Origin of the sequence: Streptomyces sp. CAI-85 (assembly GCF_013363615.1) — a bacterium.
GTDB classification, from domain to species: Bacteria; Actinomycetota; Actinomycetes; order Streptomycetales; family Streptomycetaceae; genus Streptomyces; species Streptomyces antibioticus_B.
The window spans coordinates 399,590-417,237 of the sequence record NZ_JAANNX010000001.1; the positions used below are offsets into that span (position 1 = coordinate 399,590).

The window sequence follows — 17,648 nt, forward strand, 5'->3', positions numbered from 1 at the left end:
CGTGCAGGATGGGTCCATGAGCGTAGTCAAGATCAACGTACTGACCGTCCCGGCGGAACAGCGGGAGACCCTGGAGAAGCGGTTCGCCGCGCGCGCCCACGCCGTCGAGAACTCGGACGGCTTCGAGTGGTTCGAACTGCTCCGCCCGGTCGAGGGCACGGACACCTACCTCGTCTACACCCGCTGGCGCGACGAGGAGTCGTTCCAGGCATGGCTCGAGGGCCCGATGAAGGCAGCCCATCGAGGCGCCGACGCCCCGGAGGCCGAACGCCCGAAGCCGGCAGCCTCAGCCTCCACCCTCTGGTCCTTCGAGGTCATCCAACAGGCAGCCCCGAAGCCCACCGAGCAGTAGCCCGGCCCCGGCCGGCGGCGGCGCTTTCGGGGCTGCCGCCGCCCGGCCACGGCTCAGCTCCGCCAACGGGCCCGCACCACACCGTCATCGTCGGGCAGCACGGCGGTGAGGAGGGGGACGCGTTCGTCGGCGTAAACGGACAGAAGCGTCGCGGCCGTGGCGGCGGACATCCGGACGGCCAGCTCGGCGAACCCGCTCTCGTCAACGACCGCGCTCCTGATCCGCCCGTCCCGCTCCTGCCAGACACCCTCCACGAGCCCGTCGGCGGGAAGCCCGGCGAGGACCGCCGTCACGTCGGCGGACAGGGCGGGCCACAAGGTCAGGCATGCGCGCGGGGCGAGTCCGGCGCGCACCGCGTCGACGGTTTCGGGGGTCAGCCGGTGCCAGCGTTCGGCGCCCGCGACGAACGTCTCCTCCAGCAGCCCGGCCTCGCCGTCGGCGACCGCCCGGTGTACGCGGGCCCAGAACTCGTCGTCCGCCGGGACCTGGAGGTGTCCGTCCTCCTCGTCTTCCTCGGCGTACGGGGATGCCTCGCGCCGTTCCGCGAACAGCCCGAGCGCGGCGGTGCGTGTCACCGCCTCCTCGCAGGGCCGGTGGCTGCCGACGTAGAGGTACTGGTCCCAGCCGACGTGCACCGAGAACACGTCCGTCACTTCCAGGCGGCACCAGACCCCCGCGTCGCGCAGCATGAGCCGGACCAGCTCCAGGGCGGTTCCGAGCGGCACTTCGGCGCTGTCGTGGAGGCTGGTGAGGCCGTCGGGGAAGAGGGCGTCGAGGCCGAAGCCGGGCAGCGCCGGTTCTGCTCCGAAGTGTGCGAGCGACGGGACCTGCGGCGTGCGCACGGCGAGGCGGTCGACGCCCGTCTCCGCGGCGAACGCCTCGACCGCGCGGAGGTAGGCCGCCTCGACGGCGCCATGGTCGCTCGTCGTGCTCTCGGTGCCGGTGTAGTGCCCGTGTTCGTCGCGGTCGGCAGGGTCGTACTTCGTGACGCGGTAGACGTGGGGAAGATGCACGGCCGTCATCCTCGTCGGCCGGGCCGGGCGGCGCAGCTCTATATGTGCTTGTTCAGGCTCGTGAGGGCGCTCTAGCGTGCCGGTGTGGATCTCTTCGGGCGGTCTTGGGCGGCGTTGCTGGCGGCGGTCGGTGTGTTGGGGGATGGGGATTTCGGGCGGCCCTCCGGGTGTGCCCGGTGGTTGGTGCGGGATCTGGTGTGTCATCTGGTCATCGACGCGCAGGATGTTCTGATCACGCTCGTCACGCCCGCCGACGCCGAGCCGACCGCGGACGCGGTGACGTACTGGAGCGTGCGGGACAGCCCACCAGACGGGACGGATCCGTTGGACGCGCTGATCGTGCGGCTGGCCGCCGCGTATGAGGAGCCGGGGCTGCTCAGGTTTCATCTCGACGACGTCGGTGCCGCCGCCGGGCGGGCCGCCGAACTCGCCGATGCCGGTGGGCGCGTGAGCACGCAGGACATGGTGCTCACCGTGGGCGACTACCTCTCGGCGTACGTCCTGGAGTGGACGTTGCATCATCTTGATCTGGTCGCGTACGTCCCTGACGTTCCCGGGCCCCCTGTCGAGGGGTTGGTTCGGTCGCGCGCGATGTTGGAGGAGATCGCGGGGGTTGCCTTTCCCGCGTCGTTCAGCGACACGGATGTTCTGTTGGTCGGTACCGGGCGCCGGGCCGCGACTGACGCGGAGAAACGCGCCCTCGGGGCGCTCGGCGCGCGGTTGCCGTTCGTCATCGGGTGACGGTGGCGGTGTAGGCCGGTCGGTGGGGTTCGGCGCGTCCGTTCGGGTGGCAATGCGGCGTCGGTGAAGCGGCCGGTACCCGACCGGCGTTGGGCAGGGCCCATTCCCCACGGACGGAAGGACCTTCCATGCAGCGTGCCACGGTGTTCGCGATCTGCGCCCTCATCACCGCCGCGGCGACCGGTTTCCTCGCCACCACCGCGATCCGGAGCCGCTGAGCAACGGGCCCCGGCGGTCTCATCGTTCGGCGGTCTCGTCCCGGAGGTCCGCCAAGCGCCGCAGAACATCCCGGGCTTCGGCGCGTTCCGTGGCCGTGAGGTCGACGGTCAGGGCACGGTCGAGCATCGCCCTCATGGTCGCCCCGTCCCCCAGGCGGCCCGCCATGTCCGCGCGCAGCGTGAGGAGTTGGAGGAGTTGCACGCCGGTCGGCCGCTCGTCCGTGAGGGCCAGCACCCGGTCGACGACCTTCGCCGCGGCGGCCGGGTCCTCCTTCGAGTCGGCGAGCAGCGAGGCGTGATGGAGGGCCCGGGCGAACGTCTCCTCGGGTGCGGGCCGGTGCCGCTGGTCCTCGCTCGTGGGGCGGCCCACCCGGATACAGTTGCCCCCGGGGTCGGTCATCAGGAACTGCCGCATCCCGTAGGAGGTGTCCTTCAGCGGGCCGATGCGCGGCAGGCCCCGGGTCGGGATCCTCCCGTAGGCGGCCTTGAGGCCGGTGCGGAAGGCGTCGTAGAGGCAGTCCACGTCGTCGGTGACGAGGTAGCAGGTGCTCATCGACGTCGAGGGGTCGAAGCTCTTCAGGCCGAAGAACTGAAGCTGGACGGCGCCGCGTTGGACGACCGCGTAGGGGTTGGGGCTGCGCTGGGTGAAGGTCACCTCGAAGCCGAGGGCGGTATAGAAGTCGAGCACCGGCGGAAGCGTGCGGCACGGCAGGATCGGAATCGTCTGCTCTCCCATCCCCTCACTCTAGTCAACTTTGACTAAAGCGCCAGGCGCATCAGCGTCAGATCGAGCCAGCGCCCGAACTTGGTGCCGACCTCAGGAATCACCCCTACGACCCGGAAGCCGAACCGTTCGTGCAGCCGGACGGACGCCTCGTTCCCGGACTCGATGCCCGCGATCATGACGTGATGACCGGCCTCGCGCGCCGCGTCGACCAGCACGGCCATCAGCGCCGAGCCGACACCGAGCCCGTGCCGCCCCTCGCGGACGTAGACAGAGTTCTCGACGGTGTGCCGGTAGCCGTCGTACTGCCGCCACGGGCCGTACACCGCGAACCCGACGACCTCGCCACCCGCCTCGGCCACGAACGCGGAGCCGCGCTCCAGATGGGCGGCGAGCCACAGCGCGCCCTCGGCGGGAGTCTGCGGGGTCTCCGTCCACAGGGCCGTCGAGTGCTCGATCGCGTGGTTGCGGATGGCGAGGATCGCCGCCCCGTCCTCGGCGCGAGCCGGGCGCACCGTCACCGCCACCGTCGCCTTCACCGTCCCCGCCTTCCGGCCGTCCCGCGACCTCTCGTATATTGGATTCATGTCCAACATAGTAGATCCCCTGGTCGGGCAGATCGCCGCGCGGGTCCGGACGGAGCGGGAGCGGCGCCGGTGGACCCTGGCGCGGCTGGCGGAGATCTCCGGGGTCTCGCAGGCCATGATCAGCCGGATCGAGCGCGGGGAGAGCAGCCCCACCGCCGTCGTGCTCGGCAAGCTGTCCGCCGCGTTCCAGCTCAGCGTGTCCTCGCTGATGGCCCTCGCCGAGGGCACGCCGAGCGGGCAGACGGAGACCGGGGTGCGCCGCCGCGCCGACACGGCCGAGTGGCGCGACCCCGCCACCGGTTACCGGCGGCGCCAGATCACCGGCCCGCGCTTCCCCGCCGAGATCGCCGAGGTGCTGCTGCCGCCCGGCGCCCGGGTGCCGTACCCGGCCGCCGCCTTCGCCTTCGTACGGCAGACCGTGTGGGTGCTCGACGGGCACCTCACCTTCCACGAGGGCGACACGGTCCACGCCCTCGGCGCCGGGGACACCATCGAGCTGGGCGAACCGGTGCCGTGCACCTTCGTCAACGACAGCGACAGCGAGTGCCGTTACGCCGTCGTCCTCGTCCGGGGCGAGCGGCCGTGACCCGGGATGCGGCGGACCGGGGCCGCACGCTGCTGCTGGCGGCCGTCGCCGGTACGGCCGTCGCGAACAACTACGCCGTCCAGCCCGCGCTCACCGATGTCGCCGACCAGCTCGGCGTGCCGTCCTCCGCGATCGGGCTCGTGCCCACCGCCGCGCTCGTCGGCTGCACCGCCGGCTTCGCCCTGCTGCTGCCGCTCGTCGACCGGGTCGCGCCGCGACGCCTGATCGCCGGGCAACTCGCCGTGCTGGCAGGCGCGTTGACGCTGGCCGCGGCGGCTCCCGGGGCGGGCGTGCTCCTGGCCGCCTATCTGGTCATCGGCGCGACGGCCGGGGTCGCGGCCCAGGCGGGCGGCATCGCGGGCCGCCTCGCGCCGCCCGGGCGCCGCGCCACCGCCGTGGCCACGGTCGCCGCCGGCATGTCGGCCGGGATCCTGCTCAGCCGGCTGGTCGGCGGCGCCCTCGCCGACGCCCTCGGCTGGCGGCGGATGCTGCTCGTCTTCGCCGCGCTCGCCCTGCTGGGCGCGATCGCCGCCGTACGGCTCCTGCCCGCGCGACGGCCGTCCGCCGACCGCGGCTACCTGGCCACGCTCGGCTCGCTCCCGCTCCTGCTGCGCCAACACCCGCCGCTGCGGCGGGCGGTGGTCTGCGGCGGCCTGTGGTACTTCGCGTTCAACCTCGTCTGGGTCTCGCTCGCCCTCGCGCTCGGCTGGCCGCCCCACGCGCTGAGCGCCACCGCCATCGGGCTGTACAGCCTGGCCGGGCTCCTGGGGTTCGCCGTGCTTCCGCTGACCGGTCGGCTCACCGACCGCCACGCGCCCGGCACCGTCATCGCCGCGAGCATGCTGGTCGCCGCCGCGGGCACGGCACTGCTGGCCACGGGCCTCGGCAGCCCGGCGGTCACCGTCCTCGGGCTCGCGCTCTTCGACGCCGGCTGCTTCGCCGCGCAGGCGGCCAACCAGAGCCGTGTCCTCGCCCTCGACCCGGCGCGCGGCGGCAGCCTCAGCAGCGTCTATCTGGTGCTGTACTTCGTCGTCGGCTCCCTCGGTACGGCGATTGCCGCGCCACTGCTCGACACGGTCGGCCGGCGGGGCACGACGGCCGTGGCGCTGGCCGCGCTGGTGGCGGCGGCGGTCGTGGGACGACGGGCCCACGAGCACCGGGAGCGCGAGCCGGGGAACCGAACTCCCGTCAGACTCCGAGCTGATGCTCAGTGAGCCCGTTCCACGCTCCACCACGGCAGCCGTTCGAAGAACTCCACCGCCTCGGCCCGCCAGCGGGGACGCCAGGCCGCGGCCTCCTCGGACGCCTGCTCCGCATGGCGGCGCATGTCGGAGACCAGCCGGTCCGCCACCCCGCGCGCGAGCCCGATCTCCCGTACCGCGGCGACGGTCTCCGCCGTGCAGGCGAGGTCGCCGAGCGCCGACTCGACCAGGGAGCGCTCCGCCCCGGTCACGGCCGACAGCAGAGCGGTCACGGCGTAACTCCGTTTCCCGTCCCGGATGTCGGTGCCGGTGGGCTTGCCCGTCACGGCCTCGTCCCCGAAGAGGTCGAGGTAGTCGTCCCTCAACTGGCCGCAGATGCCGACCAGTCGGGCGTAGCGGCCCAGTTCCGGGGCGTGGCGCTCCGGCTGTTCACCGGCGGCCAGCAGACCGAGTTGAAGGGGTGCGAGCAGTGAGTAGCGGGCGGACTTGTAGTCGGAGACGGCGTGCAGGACGTCCTCGGTCGGCGCCTCGGGGGTCACGTCCCGTTCCAGGTCGACGATCTGGCCGACGAAGGTGTCCGTCGCGGCGCGGGTCTGCACCTCGGCCATCGCCTGGCGCACGCCGAGAGGTGCCTCGGAGTCGAGCAGCACGCGCAGGGACAGGGCCAGCGCGAGGTCACCGGCGAGGACGGTGAGGCCGAGCGCCGTCCGGGGGCGTTCGGGGAACCGGTCCCGGTAGGCGTAGTAGGTGGAGGGGCCGCCGCGTCTGCGGGGGCTGTCGTCGATGAGGTCGTCGTGGATCAGGCCGTGCGTCTGGAGCAGTTCGACGCTCAACGCCGCGTCGTCCAGCCCCGCCACCGGTCCGTCGGTGACCAGCCGCGCCGCCTCGTGGACGAGCACGACCCTGATCCGCTTGCCGCCGCGCAGCGACAACTCCCGCACCAGATCGAGGCATTCGGGGGCGAAGGTGCTGAACTCCGGTGCGTCGAAGGTGGATCGCAGGGTGTCGAAGTACGCCTCGAAGAGCGCGTGGAAACGGCGCTCGTGACCGGCGAGCCGCTCTCTCATGTCTCCCGCCAGATCGTCGTGTCCACCGTGAGGAAGCTGATCCCGGGGGTGTCCCACAGGGCCGTCGACTTCACCTGGACCACGAGCAGCGCGATGGCGCCGGAGGGATGCTTGACGCAGATCTCGCTGCCTGCCGCCACTGCGGCCAGTGGGAGAGACCCCGCGTCGGGGTTCTTCCCGGTCAGGGCGACGCGGCAGGTGTCGAGGCCGGCGCCGGGCTTGTCGGTGTAGAGCAGGCGGATATCGCTGGTGTCGCTCTCCAGCGCGCAGCCGGCCTGCTTGCAGCGGAAACGGATGTCTCCCTTGCCGTTCTCGCGCCGCAGAGGCTCCTCGAAGGAAAGAGCAGTCTTCTCGTCCAGCCACTGCTGGGGATGCGCCTCCGGCCGTGGTGCCCCGTCGGCCGCCGAGGGAGATTCCGGCTCCTCCCCGGACCCGCCCTCGGCGTCGGCACCGGCGCCCGCGGAGCCGGTCTCGGAATCCGCCCCCGCCGCCGATGCCGATGGCGACGGTCCTCCGGAAGTCTTGGGTCCCGGTGTCGAGGACCCGGACGCGGCGGCCTCCCGTTCACGGATCCGGTCCGCCGCCTCCAGGACGGTCCAGGTCAGACCGCCGAGCACCAGCGCGCCCGTGGTCACCAGGGCGGTGACCAGCGCGGCCCGTCTCCTGCGGGACCGGCGCTCGTCGGCCGCGGAAGACTGCGGCCGTGTCACCTGCAAGGGCTGCGGCGGCCCCGCGTGGAGCGTCGGCGTGTGTACCGGCGTGGGGGCCGGGACCGGCGCCGGGACCGTCACCTCGGGTCCGGTGATCTCCCGCCAGACGGCCGGTCCGCCGCCCGCGTCGGCGTCCCGGCCGAGCCGCTGCCGGCACCAGTCGACGATCTCCGCGAGGTCGGCGCGTCCGTCGGGGTCCCGGGCCAGGCATCGCGCGATCAGCGGGCGGAGCTGCTCGGGCAGCAGGGTCAGATCGGGTTCCGAGTGCACGATCCGGTACAGGACGCCGACCGAGGGGCCGTCCCCGTACAGCGGCTCCCCCAGCGCCGCGAACGCCGCCGTCTGACCGAGCGCGAAGACGTCGGTGGCCGAGGTGACCGCACCCGCGGTGGCCTGCTCGGGGGCCATGAACTGCGGGGTGCCGACGGCGGTGCCGGTGGCCGTGTGGGCGGTGAGGCCGGCGGCCAGCGAGATGCCGAAGTCGATCACGCGCGGCCCGTCGGAGGCCAGCAGGACGTTGGAGGGTTTGAGGTCCCGGTGGACGATCCCCTCGGCGTGGATGGCCTGGAGCGCCTCGGCCACCCCCGCCACCAGCCACAGCACCGCGGGCACGGGCAGCGGGCCGCGCCGGGCGACGGCCTCCGCGAGGGAGGGGCCGGGGACGTAGAGCGTGGCCAGCCAGGGCGGTACGGCGTCCGGGTCGGCGTCGAGGAGTTCGGCGGTGTAGGCGCCCCGGACCCGTCGGGCCGCCTTGATCTCCCGGCCGAAACGGCGCCGGAAGTCGGGGTCGTCGGCCAGTTCGGGCCGGACCACCTTGAGAGCCACAGGACGGCCGCCCGGCGTGTGCGACAGGTAGACGCGGCCCATGCCGCCCGCGCCGAGCCGGGCGGCGAGCCGGTAGCCGGCCACCTCGTGCGGATCGTCCGCCTGGAGTGGCTGGAACACCTCCGTTGCGCTGCTCATCTGCCCCCGTCCCCGTGAACCTCATGATCCGATGAAGTGATCACCAGGAGAAGCCTAAAGGGTCTCGGGCGTACGGCCGTCAGGGGCAGAGCCGGCGCAGGTCGTAGCCGTAGGTCTCGCCGAGGTGGGCGCGGAGGACCTCCACGAAGCCCGGGCCGTCGTCGTTCCTCAGCCGGGCCACCAGGTCCTCGTGTTCGGCGATGACGGCGTCGCTGCGGGCGAGGAGCGTGTCGCCGTAGGCGAAGAGGAGGAAGCGCTGCCGGTCGGCGAGCCGGTCGTGGAGTTCGAGCATCACCAGGTTGTCGCCGGCCTCGACGAAGGAACGGTGGAAGGCGACGGTGAGTTCGGCGAACCGGCGCAGATCGCCGTCGGCGAGGGCTTGCTTCTGGTGGTCGATGTCGGCGGCCAGCCGGTCGGCGACGGCGAGCCTGCGCCGGGGTGTCGCCCGCTGGACGCCCGTGCCCTCCAGGATCAGCCGGGCGTCGGCGAGGTCGGCGACGGCCTTCTCGCTCATGCCGCGCACCAGTGCGCCCCGTTTGGGATACACCGTGATCCAGCCTTCGTCCTGGAGCCGGGCGAGCGCGGCCCGGACCGGGGTGCGGCTGACGCCGAGGCGGGCGGCGAGACCGGCCTCGCCGAGCATGGTGTCCGCTGCGTGGGTGCCGTTCAGGATGCCCTCGCGGATGGCCGCGTACGCCCGCTCGGAAGCGCTCTCGCTGGTTGACATGCGACCCATCTTCGCCCGTCCGATGGGCCGCCGTCCCCTGGCTCGAAGCGATCCATCCGACGGGCGGCGCCATGGGCCCGGGGCGGACGGCCGCCTAGGATACAAGTTGCACTCCAGTGGAGTACCAGCGGTGACGGGCGCCCTGCGGCCCGCGAACGACCGTTCCGTGCACGCCACATGACGAGGAGTCACATCATGTCCTCCCGTTCCGGCTCCGCCTCACCCGCCCGGCGTCACCGGGTCGTCATCGTCGGCGGTGGCAGCGCCGGTGTCGGCGTCGCCGCCCGATTACGCCGTGCCGGGGTCGAGGACATCGTCCTCGTCGAACCCTCCGGCACCCACTGGTACCAGCCGCTGTGGACGCTGGTGGGCGGCGGCCAGGCCCCGTTGGCCGGTTCGCGGCGCCCGCAGGCGTCGGTCGTGCCGCGCGGGGTGCGCTGGATCCGCCGGGCCGCGACGGCCGTCGACCCCGACGCCCGCACCGTCACGCTGGACGACGGCATGCAACTCGCCTACGACCACCTGGTGTTGGCCGCCGGTCTCCAGCTCGACTGGGACGCGGTGCCCGGTCTCGCCGAGGCGGTCGGGCGGGACCGGGTGAGCAGCAACTACGCGGCCGCCCACGCCCCGCGCACCTGGGAGCTGATCAGGGAACTGCGGTCGGGCACCGCCGTGTTCACCCAGCCGGCCACCCCCGTCAAGTGCGGCGGGGCACCGCAGAAGATCATGTATCTGGCGGCCGACCACTGGCGGCGGAGCGGGGTCCTGGCCGGGATCCGGGTCGTCTTCGTGCTCCCCGAGAGCGAGTTGTTCCGGGTGAGCCCCTACCGGGAGATCCTGGAGCGGGTGGTCTCCCGCTACGGCGTCGAGGTGCGGTTCCGCTCGGAGATGACGGCCGTGGACGGCGCCCGGCGCACGCTCACCGTCACCGACCACACGTACGGCACGACGGAAGACCTCCCCTACGACCTGCTGCACGCCGTTCCGCCGCAGAGCGCGCCCGACTGGATCAAGGCGGGGCCGCTCGCCGACCCGGCGAGCCCGCAGGGGTTCGTCGCCGCCGACCGGCACACCCTCCGACACCCGGTGTACGACAGCGTGTTCGCGCTCGGCGACATCGCCCATCTGCCCACCTCCAAGACCGGCGCGGCCGTGCGCGCGCAGGCGCCGGTGGTCGCGGCGAACCTGGTCCAGGCGATGAACGGCCGTCCCCCGAACCGGCGTTACGACGGATACACGTCCTGCCCGCTGGTCACGGCCCGCGACCGCATGCTGCTCGCCGAGTTCGACTACGACCTGCGGCCCCGGCCGTCGTTCCCGCTGATCGACACGTTCAAGGAACGCCGTGACATGTGGGTGTTCAAACGGTACGTCCTGCCGCCGCTGTACTGGCACGGCATGCTGACCGGCCGGCTGTGACGTGCCCGGTGGGTTCTCTGTCGGCTCCCTCCGAGTGAGGAGTGCGCGCGTGTTCTTCATCGACACCGTCGAGACGGCGGGGCTCGGCAACCGGGGCTATCTGGCCGGGGGTTCGCGGAGCGCCGTCGTCGTCGACCCGCCGCGTGACATCGACCGGGTGATCGGGGCGGCGGCCCGGTCCGGGGTGCGGATCTCCCATGTCGTGGAGACGCATCTGCACAACGACCATGTGTCCGGCGGTCTGCATCTGGCCCAGGTGACCGGCGCCGCCTATCTGGTGCCGTCCGGTGCACGGGTGTCCTTCGCCCGGACCGCCGTGGACGACGGGGACACGGTCGTCGTGGACGGGGCGTCCGGGCTGACCCTGCGGGCGCTCGCCACGCCCGGCCACACCCCGCACCATACGGCGTACGTGCTGGAGGAACGGGGCGTGCCGGTCGCGGTGTTCACCGGCGGGTCCCTGCTGCTCGGCACGGTCGGACGGCCCGACCTGGTCGAGCCGCGGCTGACCGGACACCTGGCCCGCGCCCAGCACGCCTCCGCCCGCCGACTGGCCGGCACGCTCCCCGACGACACGGCCGTGCTGCCCACCCATGGGTTCGGCAGCTTCTGCGCCTCGGCACCGGCGGCCTCCGGCGCGGCGACGATCGGCGGGCAGAAGACGGCCAACGCGGCGTTGACCCGCGACGTGGACGGATTCGTCGCGGATCTCCTGGCCGGTCTGGACGACGTGCCCGCCTACTACACGCACATGGGCCCCACCAACGCGGCCGGACCAGCGCCGGTCGACCTCACCCCGGCGGGGGCGGCCGACGCCGACGAGATCGCCGAACGGCTGGCGGCGGGCGAGTGGGTGGTCGACCTGCGGCATCGCGTCGCGTTCGCGGCGGGGCATGTGGCGGGGACGGTCAACTTCGAGACGGACGGGCAGTTCGCCACCTGGCTCGCCTGGCTGCTCCCCTGGGGCCGGCCGGTGACCCTGCTCGGCGACTCGGACGATCAAGTCGCTTACGCGCAACGGGAGTTGGTGCGGGTCGGCATCGACCGGCCGGCCGCTGCGGCGACCGGCGGTCCCGCGGCCTGGCTGACCGCGGGCGAGAAGCCCGTCTCCTTCCCGCGGGCCCGCTTCGACGACCTCGCCGCCGTGCACCCGCGCGAGGGGCTCGTCGTGCTCGACGTCCGGCGGACCGCCGAGCGGGCGGCCGGCGCCGTGCCCGGCTCGGTGCATCTGCCGCTGCACCATCTGCCCCGGGGTCTCGGCGACCTGCCGGACGGTCAGGTGTGGGTGCACTGCGCGGGCGGCGCGCGGGCGGCCGTCGCCGCCTCGCTGCTGGACGCCGCGGGGCGTGCGGTGGTCGCCGTGGACGACACGTTCGAGCCGGACCGGCCCTGGTGAACCCGTGTCCCCGCCCGCGCGCGCCGTCGTGACCGCCCTGGTCCTCGCGCTGGCGGCCGGCTCCCTCGTGGGGCTGGCGCTCGGCGCCCTCGGCGCGGGCGGCGGCCTGCTGACGGTCCCGGCGCTCGTCGGGCTGGGCGTGCCCCCGGTCGCGGCCGGCACCGCCGCGCTGGTCGTCGTGGCGGTCACCGCCGCCACCGCGCTCGCCCGGCACGCACGTCAGGGCCTGGTCCGCTGGCGCACGGGACTGCTGTTCACGGCGGCAGGTGTCCCGACCGCCGTGGCGGGCGGTGCCCTGGCGGCCCGGCTGCCGGACGCGGTCCTGACGGGCGCCTTCGCGGTGATCGCGGCGGCCGCCGCCCCGCGCATGCTGCTCCCGGGACCGGCCGCCGGGGATGTCGTACGGCCGCCCCGGCCCCTGCATGCGCTGGCGGCCGGTGCCGGGCTCGGCGCGACCACCGGAGTCCTCGGCGTCGGCGGCGGATTCCTCGCCGTGCCCGCGCTGACCGCGGCGGTCGGACTGCGGATCCGGGAGGCGGCGGGGACGAGCCTGCTGGTGATCACGCTCAACTCCCTTGCCGCGCTGGCGGTGCGCGCCGGGCCCGCCGACGGGCTCGACCCGGCCGTCCTCGCGCCGTTCGCGGGCGCCGCCGTCCTGGGCGCGTGGGACGGCGGACGGCTCGCGGCGAAGGTCTCCGGGGCGGTGCTGCGGCGCGTGTTCGCCGGGATGCTCCTGGCGGCCGCCGCCCTGATGGCCGTCGAGACGGTGGTCCTCGCAATCACATCGTGACCCGCGATCACAGGATCTCGACTCGGCGCCTGGCACCCGGATGCGATAGAAGTTAGCCTTACCTAAGTCAGAGGGTAGGCTTCTCAAGTGCCGTGAGCCATCGGTCCGGAGGGAAACGTGAGCAAGGCGGACCCGCCCGGCCGGAAGGTCCTGCGGCGTGCCGTGCGCGAACAGCGTCGTGATGTGACGCTGGGCGCCGTACTGGGCATGGGACATCAGACGGGCGAGGCCCTCGTGCCGGTGCTCATCGGTCTGGCGATCGACGAGGGCGTGGTCGACGGCGACGTGCCCGGACTCCTGCTGTGGCTGGGCGTCCTGGCGGTGGTCTACGTCGGGCTGTCGTTCAGCTTCCGGTGGAGTGCCCGCGCCGGTGAGCGCGCCGCCCTGACCACCGCGCACCGCCTCAGGACCGAGGTGATCGGCCGGGTCCTCGCGCCCGAAGGCGGCGCGGAGGAGGGCCGGTTGCCCGGCGAGCTGGCCAACATCGCGACGGAGGACGCCAAACGGGTCGGCGCCGTGATGATGGCGCTGATCGTCGGCATCGCGGCGGCGACCGGTATCGCGGTCGGCGCGGTCGTGCTGCTGCGGGTGTCGCTGCCGCTCGGGCTGCTCGTCCTGCTCGGAACTCCCCTGCTGCTGTGGCTCGTTCATCTGCTGAGCAAGCCTCTCGAGGCGCGCAGCGAGCACGAGCAGGAGCAGGCGGCGCGCGCCTCCGGTGTGGCGGCGGACCTGGTCGCCGGACTGCGCGTGCTCAAGGGCATCGGCATCGAGCCGACGGCCGTCTCCCGCTACCGGCGCATCAGTCAGGAGTCCCTCACCGCCACGCTGCGCGCGGCCCGCGCCGAGGCATGGCAGAACGCGATGGTGACCGTGCTCACCGGCGCGTTCCTGGCCGTCGTCGCGCTCGTCGGCGGACGGCTCGCGGCCGCCGGGGACATCGGGATCGGCGAACTGGTGTCGTCCGTCGCGCTGGCCCTGTTCCTCATCGGGCCGCTCTCCGAGTTCTCCTGGGTCAACGCCGAGTTGGCGCAGGGCCGCGCCTCCGCCGGCCGGATCGCCGAGGTGCTGGACGCGCCGCGCGCGGTGTCCCCCGTGACGGAGTCCGCGCGGACGGCCGTACCGGCGGGCACCGAGGACCGGCCCGGTCTGCCGGTGGCGCTGCGCGGGGTGTCGTACGGGCCGCTGCGCGCGCTGGATCTGGACGTCGCCGCCGGTGAGACGGTCGGTGTCGTCACCGTCGACCCCGCCGACGCGGCCGCGCTGCTGCGCCTGCTCGGCCGCCGCGCCGATCCGGACGAAGGGGCCGTGGAGCTGGACGGGACGGCGCTCACCGCGCTGGAACTCACGGGGCTGCGGGCCGCGTTGCTCGTCGCCGAGCACGACGCCGATCTGTTCGAGGGAACCCTGTTGGACAACGTCACCGCGGCGGTCCCGGCGGCCGTCGGAGGCGCGCGGGTCTCCGCCGTGCTCACCGCGTCCGCGACGGACGAGGTCGTCCGCACCCTGCCCGACGGCCGCGACACCGCCGTCACCGCGCGCGGGCACTCGCTCTCCGGCGGCCAGCGGCAGCGGGTGGCGCTGGCCCGGGCGCTCGCCGCCGACGCGCCGGTCCTCGTGCTGCACGAGCCCACGACCGCCGTGGACGCCGTCACCGAGGTCCGGATCGCCGCCGGGATCAGCGAGATACGCGCTGGCCGCACCACCGTGCTGGTCACCAACAGCCCCGCCCTGCTCGGGATCACGGACCGGGTGATCCTCCTCGACGGCGGCCGCGTGGCGGCGAGCGGCGGTCATGAACAGCTCGTCCACGAGTGCGCCCCCTACCGGACGGCGGTCCTCTCATGAGCGAGCGCCTCACGGACAACGGCGAGCGCCCCACCGAGACCGGCAAGACCTCCACCGAGACCGGCGAGACCCCCACGCTCCTCCCCGTGGCCACCCCCGCCCGCACCCGCGCCGCCGTCGCCGAACTGGTGCGCCCGCAAAGGCGTCTGGCGCTGGGCGCGCTGACGGTGATGGTCGCCTCCACCGCCGTAGGACTGCTGGTGCAGCCGCTGCTGGGGCGGATCGTCGACCTGGCCGCCGACCGGGGCTCCGCGGCCGCCGACGCCATCACCACCACCGCGCTGCTGCTGGTCGCCGTGGCCGTGGCCCAGGGCGTCTCGACCGGGTTCGGGCTGTCGCTGATCTCCCGGCTCGGCGAGACGACGCTCGCCCGGCTGCGGGAGCGGTTCGTCGAACGCGCGCTCGGACTGCCCCTGGAGCGGGTGGAGAAGGCAGGCGCCGGAGACCTCACCGCGCGGGTGACCGCCGACGTGTCGCTGATCGCGGACGCCGTGCGCAGCGCGCTGCCGGAGTTCGCCCGCTCGCTGCTCACCATCGTGCTCACCTTCGGCGCGCTGGCCGTCCTGGACTGGCGGTTCCTGCTCGCCGCGCTGGTCGCGGTGCCCATCCAGGTCGTCACCGCCCGCTGGTATGTGGCCCGCGCGGTGCCGCTGTACGCGCGGCAGCGGGTGGCGGGCAGCGCCCAGCAGCAGCAGTTGCTGGACACGGTCGGCGGCGGTTCCACCGTGCGGTCGTTCCGGCTGGAGCGGGAGCACACCGAGCGGGTCACCGAGCGCTCCGGGTCGCTGGTGGCGCTGATGATGCAGGGCGTCCGGCTCGTGCTCGGCTTCTACAGCCGGCTGCACGTCGCCGAGTACCTCGGTCTCGCGGCGGTCCTGGCGACCGGCTGCTGGATGGTCGACGCGGGCCTCGCGTCGATCGGTACGGCGACGGCGGCGGCCCTGTACTTCCACAGTCTGTTCGCGCCGGTCAACGCCGCCCTGGTGCTGCTGGACGACGCCCAGTCGGCCACCGCCGGCCTGGCGCGGCTCGTCGGTGTCACCGATCTGCCGCCGGCGCAGGCTCCGTCCCGCCCTGCGGCCACCGGCGAGGTGGACATCGCGGTGCGCGGCGTCGGCCACTCCTACCGGCCCGGTCATCCCGTGCTCAGCGGCGTGGACCTGACGGTCCGGGCGGGCGAGCGGGTGGCGCTGGTCGGGGCGAGCGGCGCGGGCAAGACCACGCTGGCCCGGCTGGTGGCGGGCATCCAGCAGCCGGCCGAGGGCACCGTCCTGGTGGGCGGGGTCCCGCCGGCCGAGCTGGGGGCGGCGGGCGCGGGCCGGACGATCGCCCTGCTGACCCAGGAGACCCATGTGTTCGCCGGTCCGCTCGCCGACGATCTGCGGCTGGCACGCGCCGACGCCACCGACGACGAACTGCGCTCCGCGCTCCAGCAGGTCGACGCCCTCGACTGGGCCGAGGCGCTGCCGGACGGGCTGCGCACCGTGGTCGGCGACGGCGGTCACCGGCTGGACGGCGCGCAGACGCAGGCGCTCGCCCTGGCCCGGCTGGTCCTCGCCGATCCGCCGCTGGTGATCCTGGACGAGGCCACCGCCGAGGCGGGCAGCGCCGGTGCCCGTGCGTTGGAGAAGGCCGTGGCGCGTGCCGTGGACGGCCGGACCGCGCTGATCGTCGCCCACCGGCTGAGCCAGGCCGCGACCGCCGACCGGATCGTCGTGATGGACGCGGGCCGGATCGTCGAGACGGGCACGCACGACGAACTCAGGGCCGCCCGGGGGCCGTACGCGGCCCTGTGGGACGCCTGGTCCGACACCCGCTCCCCCGGCGCCTCCTAGACCCCACACCCCCACGCCCCAGCACCCTCACATCCCATCCCCCACACCACCGCCCAGCACCACAGGAACCTACCGAAGGAACCACCGATGCCCCGCTTCCGCAGAGCGTCACGTACGGCCGCAGCGCTGGCCTCCGCCCTCGTCGTCCTCGCCACGGCCGCCGGCTGCGGCGGGGACGACTCGGACTCCGGCTCCTCGTCAGCCGGTTCGAAGGCCACGGCCTCCGGGAAGTCCGCGTTCCCGGTCACCATCACGCACAAGTTCGGCAGTACGACGATCAAGTCCGAGCCGAAGCGGATCGTCACCGTCGGCCTCACCGACCAGGACTCGGTGCTCGCCCTCGGCACGGTGCCGGTGGGCACCACCGAGTGGATCGGCGGCTACAAGGGTGCCGTCGGCCCCTGGGCGTCCGACAAGCTCGGCGGGGAGGCGGCCCCGACCGTCCTGAAGGACACCGGCACCGGCCCGCAGGTGGAGAAGATCGCCGCGCTCAAGCCGGACCTGATCCTCAGCGTCTACGGCGGCATCACCAAGGAGCAGTACGAGTCGCTGTCGAAGTTCGCGCCCGTGGTCGCGCAGCCGAAGGAGTACAACGACTACGGCGTGCCGTGGCAGGAGCAGACCGAGACGATCGGCAAGGCGCTCGGCAAGTCGGCCGAGGCGGCCGCGGCCGTCAAGGAGACCGAGGCGAAGATCGACGCGGTCAAGGCGGAGCACCCCGAGTTCGCGGGGAAGACCGCGCTGATGGCGACGCCGTACGAGGGCATCTTCGTGTTCGGCAGCCAGGACCCGCGCTCGCGGCTGCTGACCAACCTCGGGTTCACGCTGCCCGCGGACCTGGACAAGGTGATCGGGGACCAGTTCGGCGCGAACATCAGCAAGGAGCGCACCGACCTGCTGGACCAGAACGCGATCGTGTGGATCGTCGGTGACGTCGCCAAGGACTCCGCGAAGCTGCACAAGGACGCCACCTACAAGGACCTGAAGGTGGTCACCGAGGGCCGTGAGGTGTACGTCAACGAGTCCAGCGACTACGGCAACGCCGTGTCCTTCGGTACGGTGCTGAGCCTGCCGTACGAACTGGAGCGTCTGGTGCCGCAGTTGACGGCGGCGGTCGACGGCAAGCCGGCCACGAAGGTGGAGCAGCCCGCCTCCTGATCCGGCGGACGTGAGCATGACTGAGGGGGCCGACGGTGTCGGCCCCCTCAGTCATGTCCCGGTGTCTGCTGCCCTGTTGCTCAGCCGTCCATCGACTCGGCCAGGCTGCGCGGCCGCATGTCGGTCCAGTGGGTCTCGACGTGCTCCAGGCACTCCTGGCGGGAGGCGGGCCCGTGGACGGTCCGCCAGCCGGCCGGGACGTCCACGAAGTCGGGCCACAGGCTGTGCTGGTTCTCGTCGTTGACGAGCACCAGGTAGACGCCCTCGGGGTCCTCGAACGGGTTGCTCATGCCGATCCTCTCCATGCCCTCGCGG

The 17,648-nt window shown here is 73.4% G+C and carries 17 protein-coding genes; 10 read left to right on the top strand and 7 right to left on the bottom strand.

Annotated elements, in window-relative coordinates:
* The first annotated feature begins 16 nt into the window (after positions 1-16).
* Positions 17-352, top strand: coding sequence for an antibiotic biosynthesis monooxygenase (locus tag G6W55_RS01685; RefSeq protein ID WP_175518958.1), 336 nt, complete (start codon positions 17-19; stop codon positions 350-352).
* A gap of 53 nt (positions 353-405) precedes the next feature.
* Here G6W55_RS01685 and G6W55_RS01690 read toward each other — a convergent pair whose 3' ends face one another.
* Positions 406-1,365 carry an RNA-binding protein gene (locus G6W55_RS01690; protein ID WP_254876048.1) on the bottom strand — a complete coding sequence of 320 codons (960 nt, stop codon included), beginning with the start codon at positions 1,363-1,365 and terminating at the stop codon, positions 406-408.
* 84 nt (positions 1,366-1,449) lie between these two features.
* Here G6W55_RS01690 and G6W55_RS01695 point away from each other — a divergent pair, with 84 nt between their 5' ends.
* Positions 1,450-2,106: a maleylpyruvate isomerase N-terminal domain-containing protein gene (locus G6W55_RS01695; protein WP_175518960.1), complete on the top strand. Its 657-nt coding sequence runs from the start codon at positions 1,450-1,452 to the stop codon at positions 2,104-2,106.
* A gap of 237 nt (positions 2,107-2,343) precedes the next feature.
* Here the strand turns inward: G6W55_RS01695 and G6W55_RS01700 are convergent, their stop codons facing one another.
* Entirely contained in the window at positions 2,344-3,060 is a 717-nt protein-coding gene (locus G6W55_RS01700; RefSeq protein ID WP_175518961.1) for a VOC family protein, read from the bottom strand.
* A 23-nt stretch (positions 3,061-3,083) separates the two neighbouring features.
* On the bottom strand, positions 3,084-3,635 hold the full coding sequence (locus G6W55_RS01705; RefSeq protein ID WP_175518962.1) for a GNAT family N-acetyltransferase: 552 nt from the start codon (positions 3,633-3,635) through the stop codon (positions 3,084-3,086).
* On the opposite strand from G6W55_RS01705, the gene G6W55_RS01710 reads away from it, so the two are divergent.
* Positions 3,634-4,221 carry an XRE family transcriptional regulator gene (locus tag G6W55_RS01710; RefSeq protein ID WP_175518963.1) on the top strand — a complete coding sequence of 196 codons (588 nt, stop codon included), beginning with the start codon at positions 3,634-3,636 and terminating at the stop codon, positions 4,219-4,221. The two genes, G6W55_RS01705 and G6W55_RS01710, sit on opposite strands and share 2 nt — an antisense overlap.
* Positions 4,218-5,435: an MFS transporter gene (locus G6W55_RS01715; protein WP_175518964.1), complete on the top strand. Its 1,218-nt coding sequence runs from the start codon at positions 4,218-4,220 to the stop codon at positions 5,433-5,435. The genes G6W55_RS01710 and G6W55_RS01715 overlap by 4 nt, the downstream gene beginning before the upstream one ends.
* On the opposite strand, the gene G6W55_RS01720 is transcribed toward G6W55_RS01715, so the two are convergent.
* The 3 genes from G6W55_RS01720 to G6W55_RS01730 form a co-directional block, all read right to left on the bottom strand.
* On the bottom strand, positions 5,429-6,490 hold the full coding sequence (locus tag G6W55_RS01720; protein ID WP_175518965.1) for a polyprenyl synthetase family protein: 1,062 nt from the start codon (positions 6,488-6,490) through the stop codon (positions 5,429-5,431). The genes G6W55_RS01715 and G6W55_RS01720 overlap by 7 nt on opposite strands.
* Positions 6,487-8,163, bottom strand: coding sequence for a serine/threonine-protein kinase (locus G6W55_RS01725; protein WP_175518966.1), 1,677 nt, complete (start codon positions 8,161-8,163; stop codon positions 6,487-6,489). Before G6W55_RS01725 ends, G6W55_RS01720 begins: the two co-directional genes overlap by 4 nt.
* A 79-nt stretch (positions 8,164-8,242) precedes the next feature.
* Positions 8,243-8,890 (bottom strand): GntR family transcriptional regulator, encoded by a 648-nt coding sequence (locus G6W55_RS01730; RefSeq protein WP_175518967.1) that lies wholly within the window; start codon positions 8,888-8,890, stop codon positions 8,243-8,245.
* 195 nt (positions 8,891-9,085) lie between these two features.
* Between G6W55_RS01730 and G6W55_RS01735 the strand changes: the two genes are divergently transcribed.
* The 6 genes from G6W55_RS01735 (at position 9,086) to G6W55_RS01760 (ending at position 17,333) form a co-directional block, all read left to right on the top strand.
* Entirely contained in the window at positions 9,086-10,309 is a 1,224-nt protein-coding gene (locus G6W55_RS01735) for an FAD/NAD(P)-binding oxidoreductase (protein WP_175518968.1), read from the top strand.
* A gap of 49 nt (positions 10,310-10,358) precedes the next feature.
* Positions 10,359-11,705 carry a rhodanese-like domain-containing protein gene (locus G6W55_RS01740; RefSeq protein WP_175518969.1) on the top strand — a complete coding sequence of 449 codons (1,347 nt, stop codon included), beginning with the start codon at positions 10,359-10,361 and terminating at the stop codon, positions 11,703-11,705.
* Between the two features lie 28 nt (positions 11,706-11,733).
* A complete protein-coding gene (locus G6W55_RS01745) occupies positions 11,734-12,495 on the top strand; it encodes a sulfite exporter TauE/SafE family protein (RefSeq protein ID WP_175519169.1) in 762 nt (253 codons plus the stop codon).
* A 117-nt stretch (positions 12,496-12,612) separates the two neighbouring features.
* A complete protein-coding gene (locus tag G6W55_RS01750) occupies positions 12,613-14,340 on the top strand; it encodes an ABC transporter ATP-binding protein (RefSeq protein ID WP_175518970.1) in 1,728 nt (575 codons plus the stop codon).
* The gene (locus G6W55_RS01755) at positions 14,337-16,175 is read left to right on the top strand and encodes an ABC transporter ATP-binding protein (protein ID WP_175518971.1); all 1,839 of its coding nucleotides are present in this window, start codon (positions 14,337-14,339) and stop codon (positions 16,173-16,175) included. Before G6W55_RS01750 ends, G6W55_RS01755 begins: the two co-directional genes overlap by 4 nt.
* Positions 16,176-16,262: 87 nt before the next feature.
* On the top strand, positions 16,263-17,333 hold the full coding sequence (locus G6W55_RS01760; protein WP_175518972.1) for an iron-siderophore ABC transporter substrate-binding protein: 1,071 nt from the start codon (positions 16,263-16,265) through the stop codon (positions 17,331-17,333).
* Between the two features lie 80 nt (positions 17,334-17,413).
* Here G6W55_RS01760 and G6W55_RS01765 read toward each other — a convergent pair whose 3' ends face one another.
* Entirely contained in the window at positions 17,414-17,623 is a 210-nt protein-coding gene (locus tag G6W55_RS01765) for an MbtH family protein (RefSeq protein WP_030783072.1), read from the bottom strand.
* Between the last annotated feature and the right edge of the window lie 25 nt (positions 17,624-17,648).

Coding starts and splice junctions, on each gene's coding strand:
- G6W55_RS01685 (WP_175518958.1), top strand. CDS start 17: ATGAGCGTAGTCAAGATCAACGTACTGACCGTCCCGGCGGAACAGCGG.
- G6W55_RS01700 (WP_175518961.1), bottom strand. CDS start 3,060: ATGGGAGAGCAGACGATTCCGATCCTGCCGTGCCGCACGCTTCCGCCG.
- G6W55_RS01710 (WP_175518963.1), top strand. CDS start 3,634: ATGTCCAACATAGTAGATCCCCTGGTCGGGCAGATCGCCGCGCGGGTC.
- G6W55_RS01705 (WP_175518962.1), bottom strand. CDS start 3,635: ATGAATCCAATATACGAGAGGTCGCGGGACGGCCGGAAGGCGGGGACG.
- G6W55_RS01720 (WP_175518965.1), bottom strand. CDS start 6,490: ATGAGAGAGCGGCTCGCCGGTCACGAGCGCCGTTTCCACGCGCTCTTC.
- G6W55_RS01725 (WP_175518966.1), bottom strand. CDS start 8,163: ATGAGCAGCGCAACGGAGGTGTTCCAGCCACTCCAGGCGGACGATCCG.
- G6W55_RS01730 (WP_175518967.1), bottom strand. CDS start 8,890: ATGTCAACCAGCGAGAGCGCTTCCGAGCGGGCGTACGCGGCCATCCGC.
- G6W55_RS01735 (WP_175518968.1), top strand. CDS start 9,086: ATGTCCTCCCGTTCCGGCTCCGCCTCACCCGCCCGGCGTCACCGGGTC.
- G6W55_RS01755 (WP_175518971.1), top strand. CDS start 14,337: ATGAGCGAGCGCCTCACGGACAACGGCGAGCGCCCCACCGAGACCGGC.
- G6W55_RS01760 (WP_175518972.1), top strand. CDS start 16,263: ATGCCCCGCTTCCGCAGAGCGTCACGTACGGCCGCAGCGCTGGCCTCC.
- G6W55_RS01765 (WP_030783072.1), bottom strand. CDS start 17,623: ATGAGCAACCCGTTCGAGGACCCCGAGGGCGTCTACCTGGTGCTCGTC.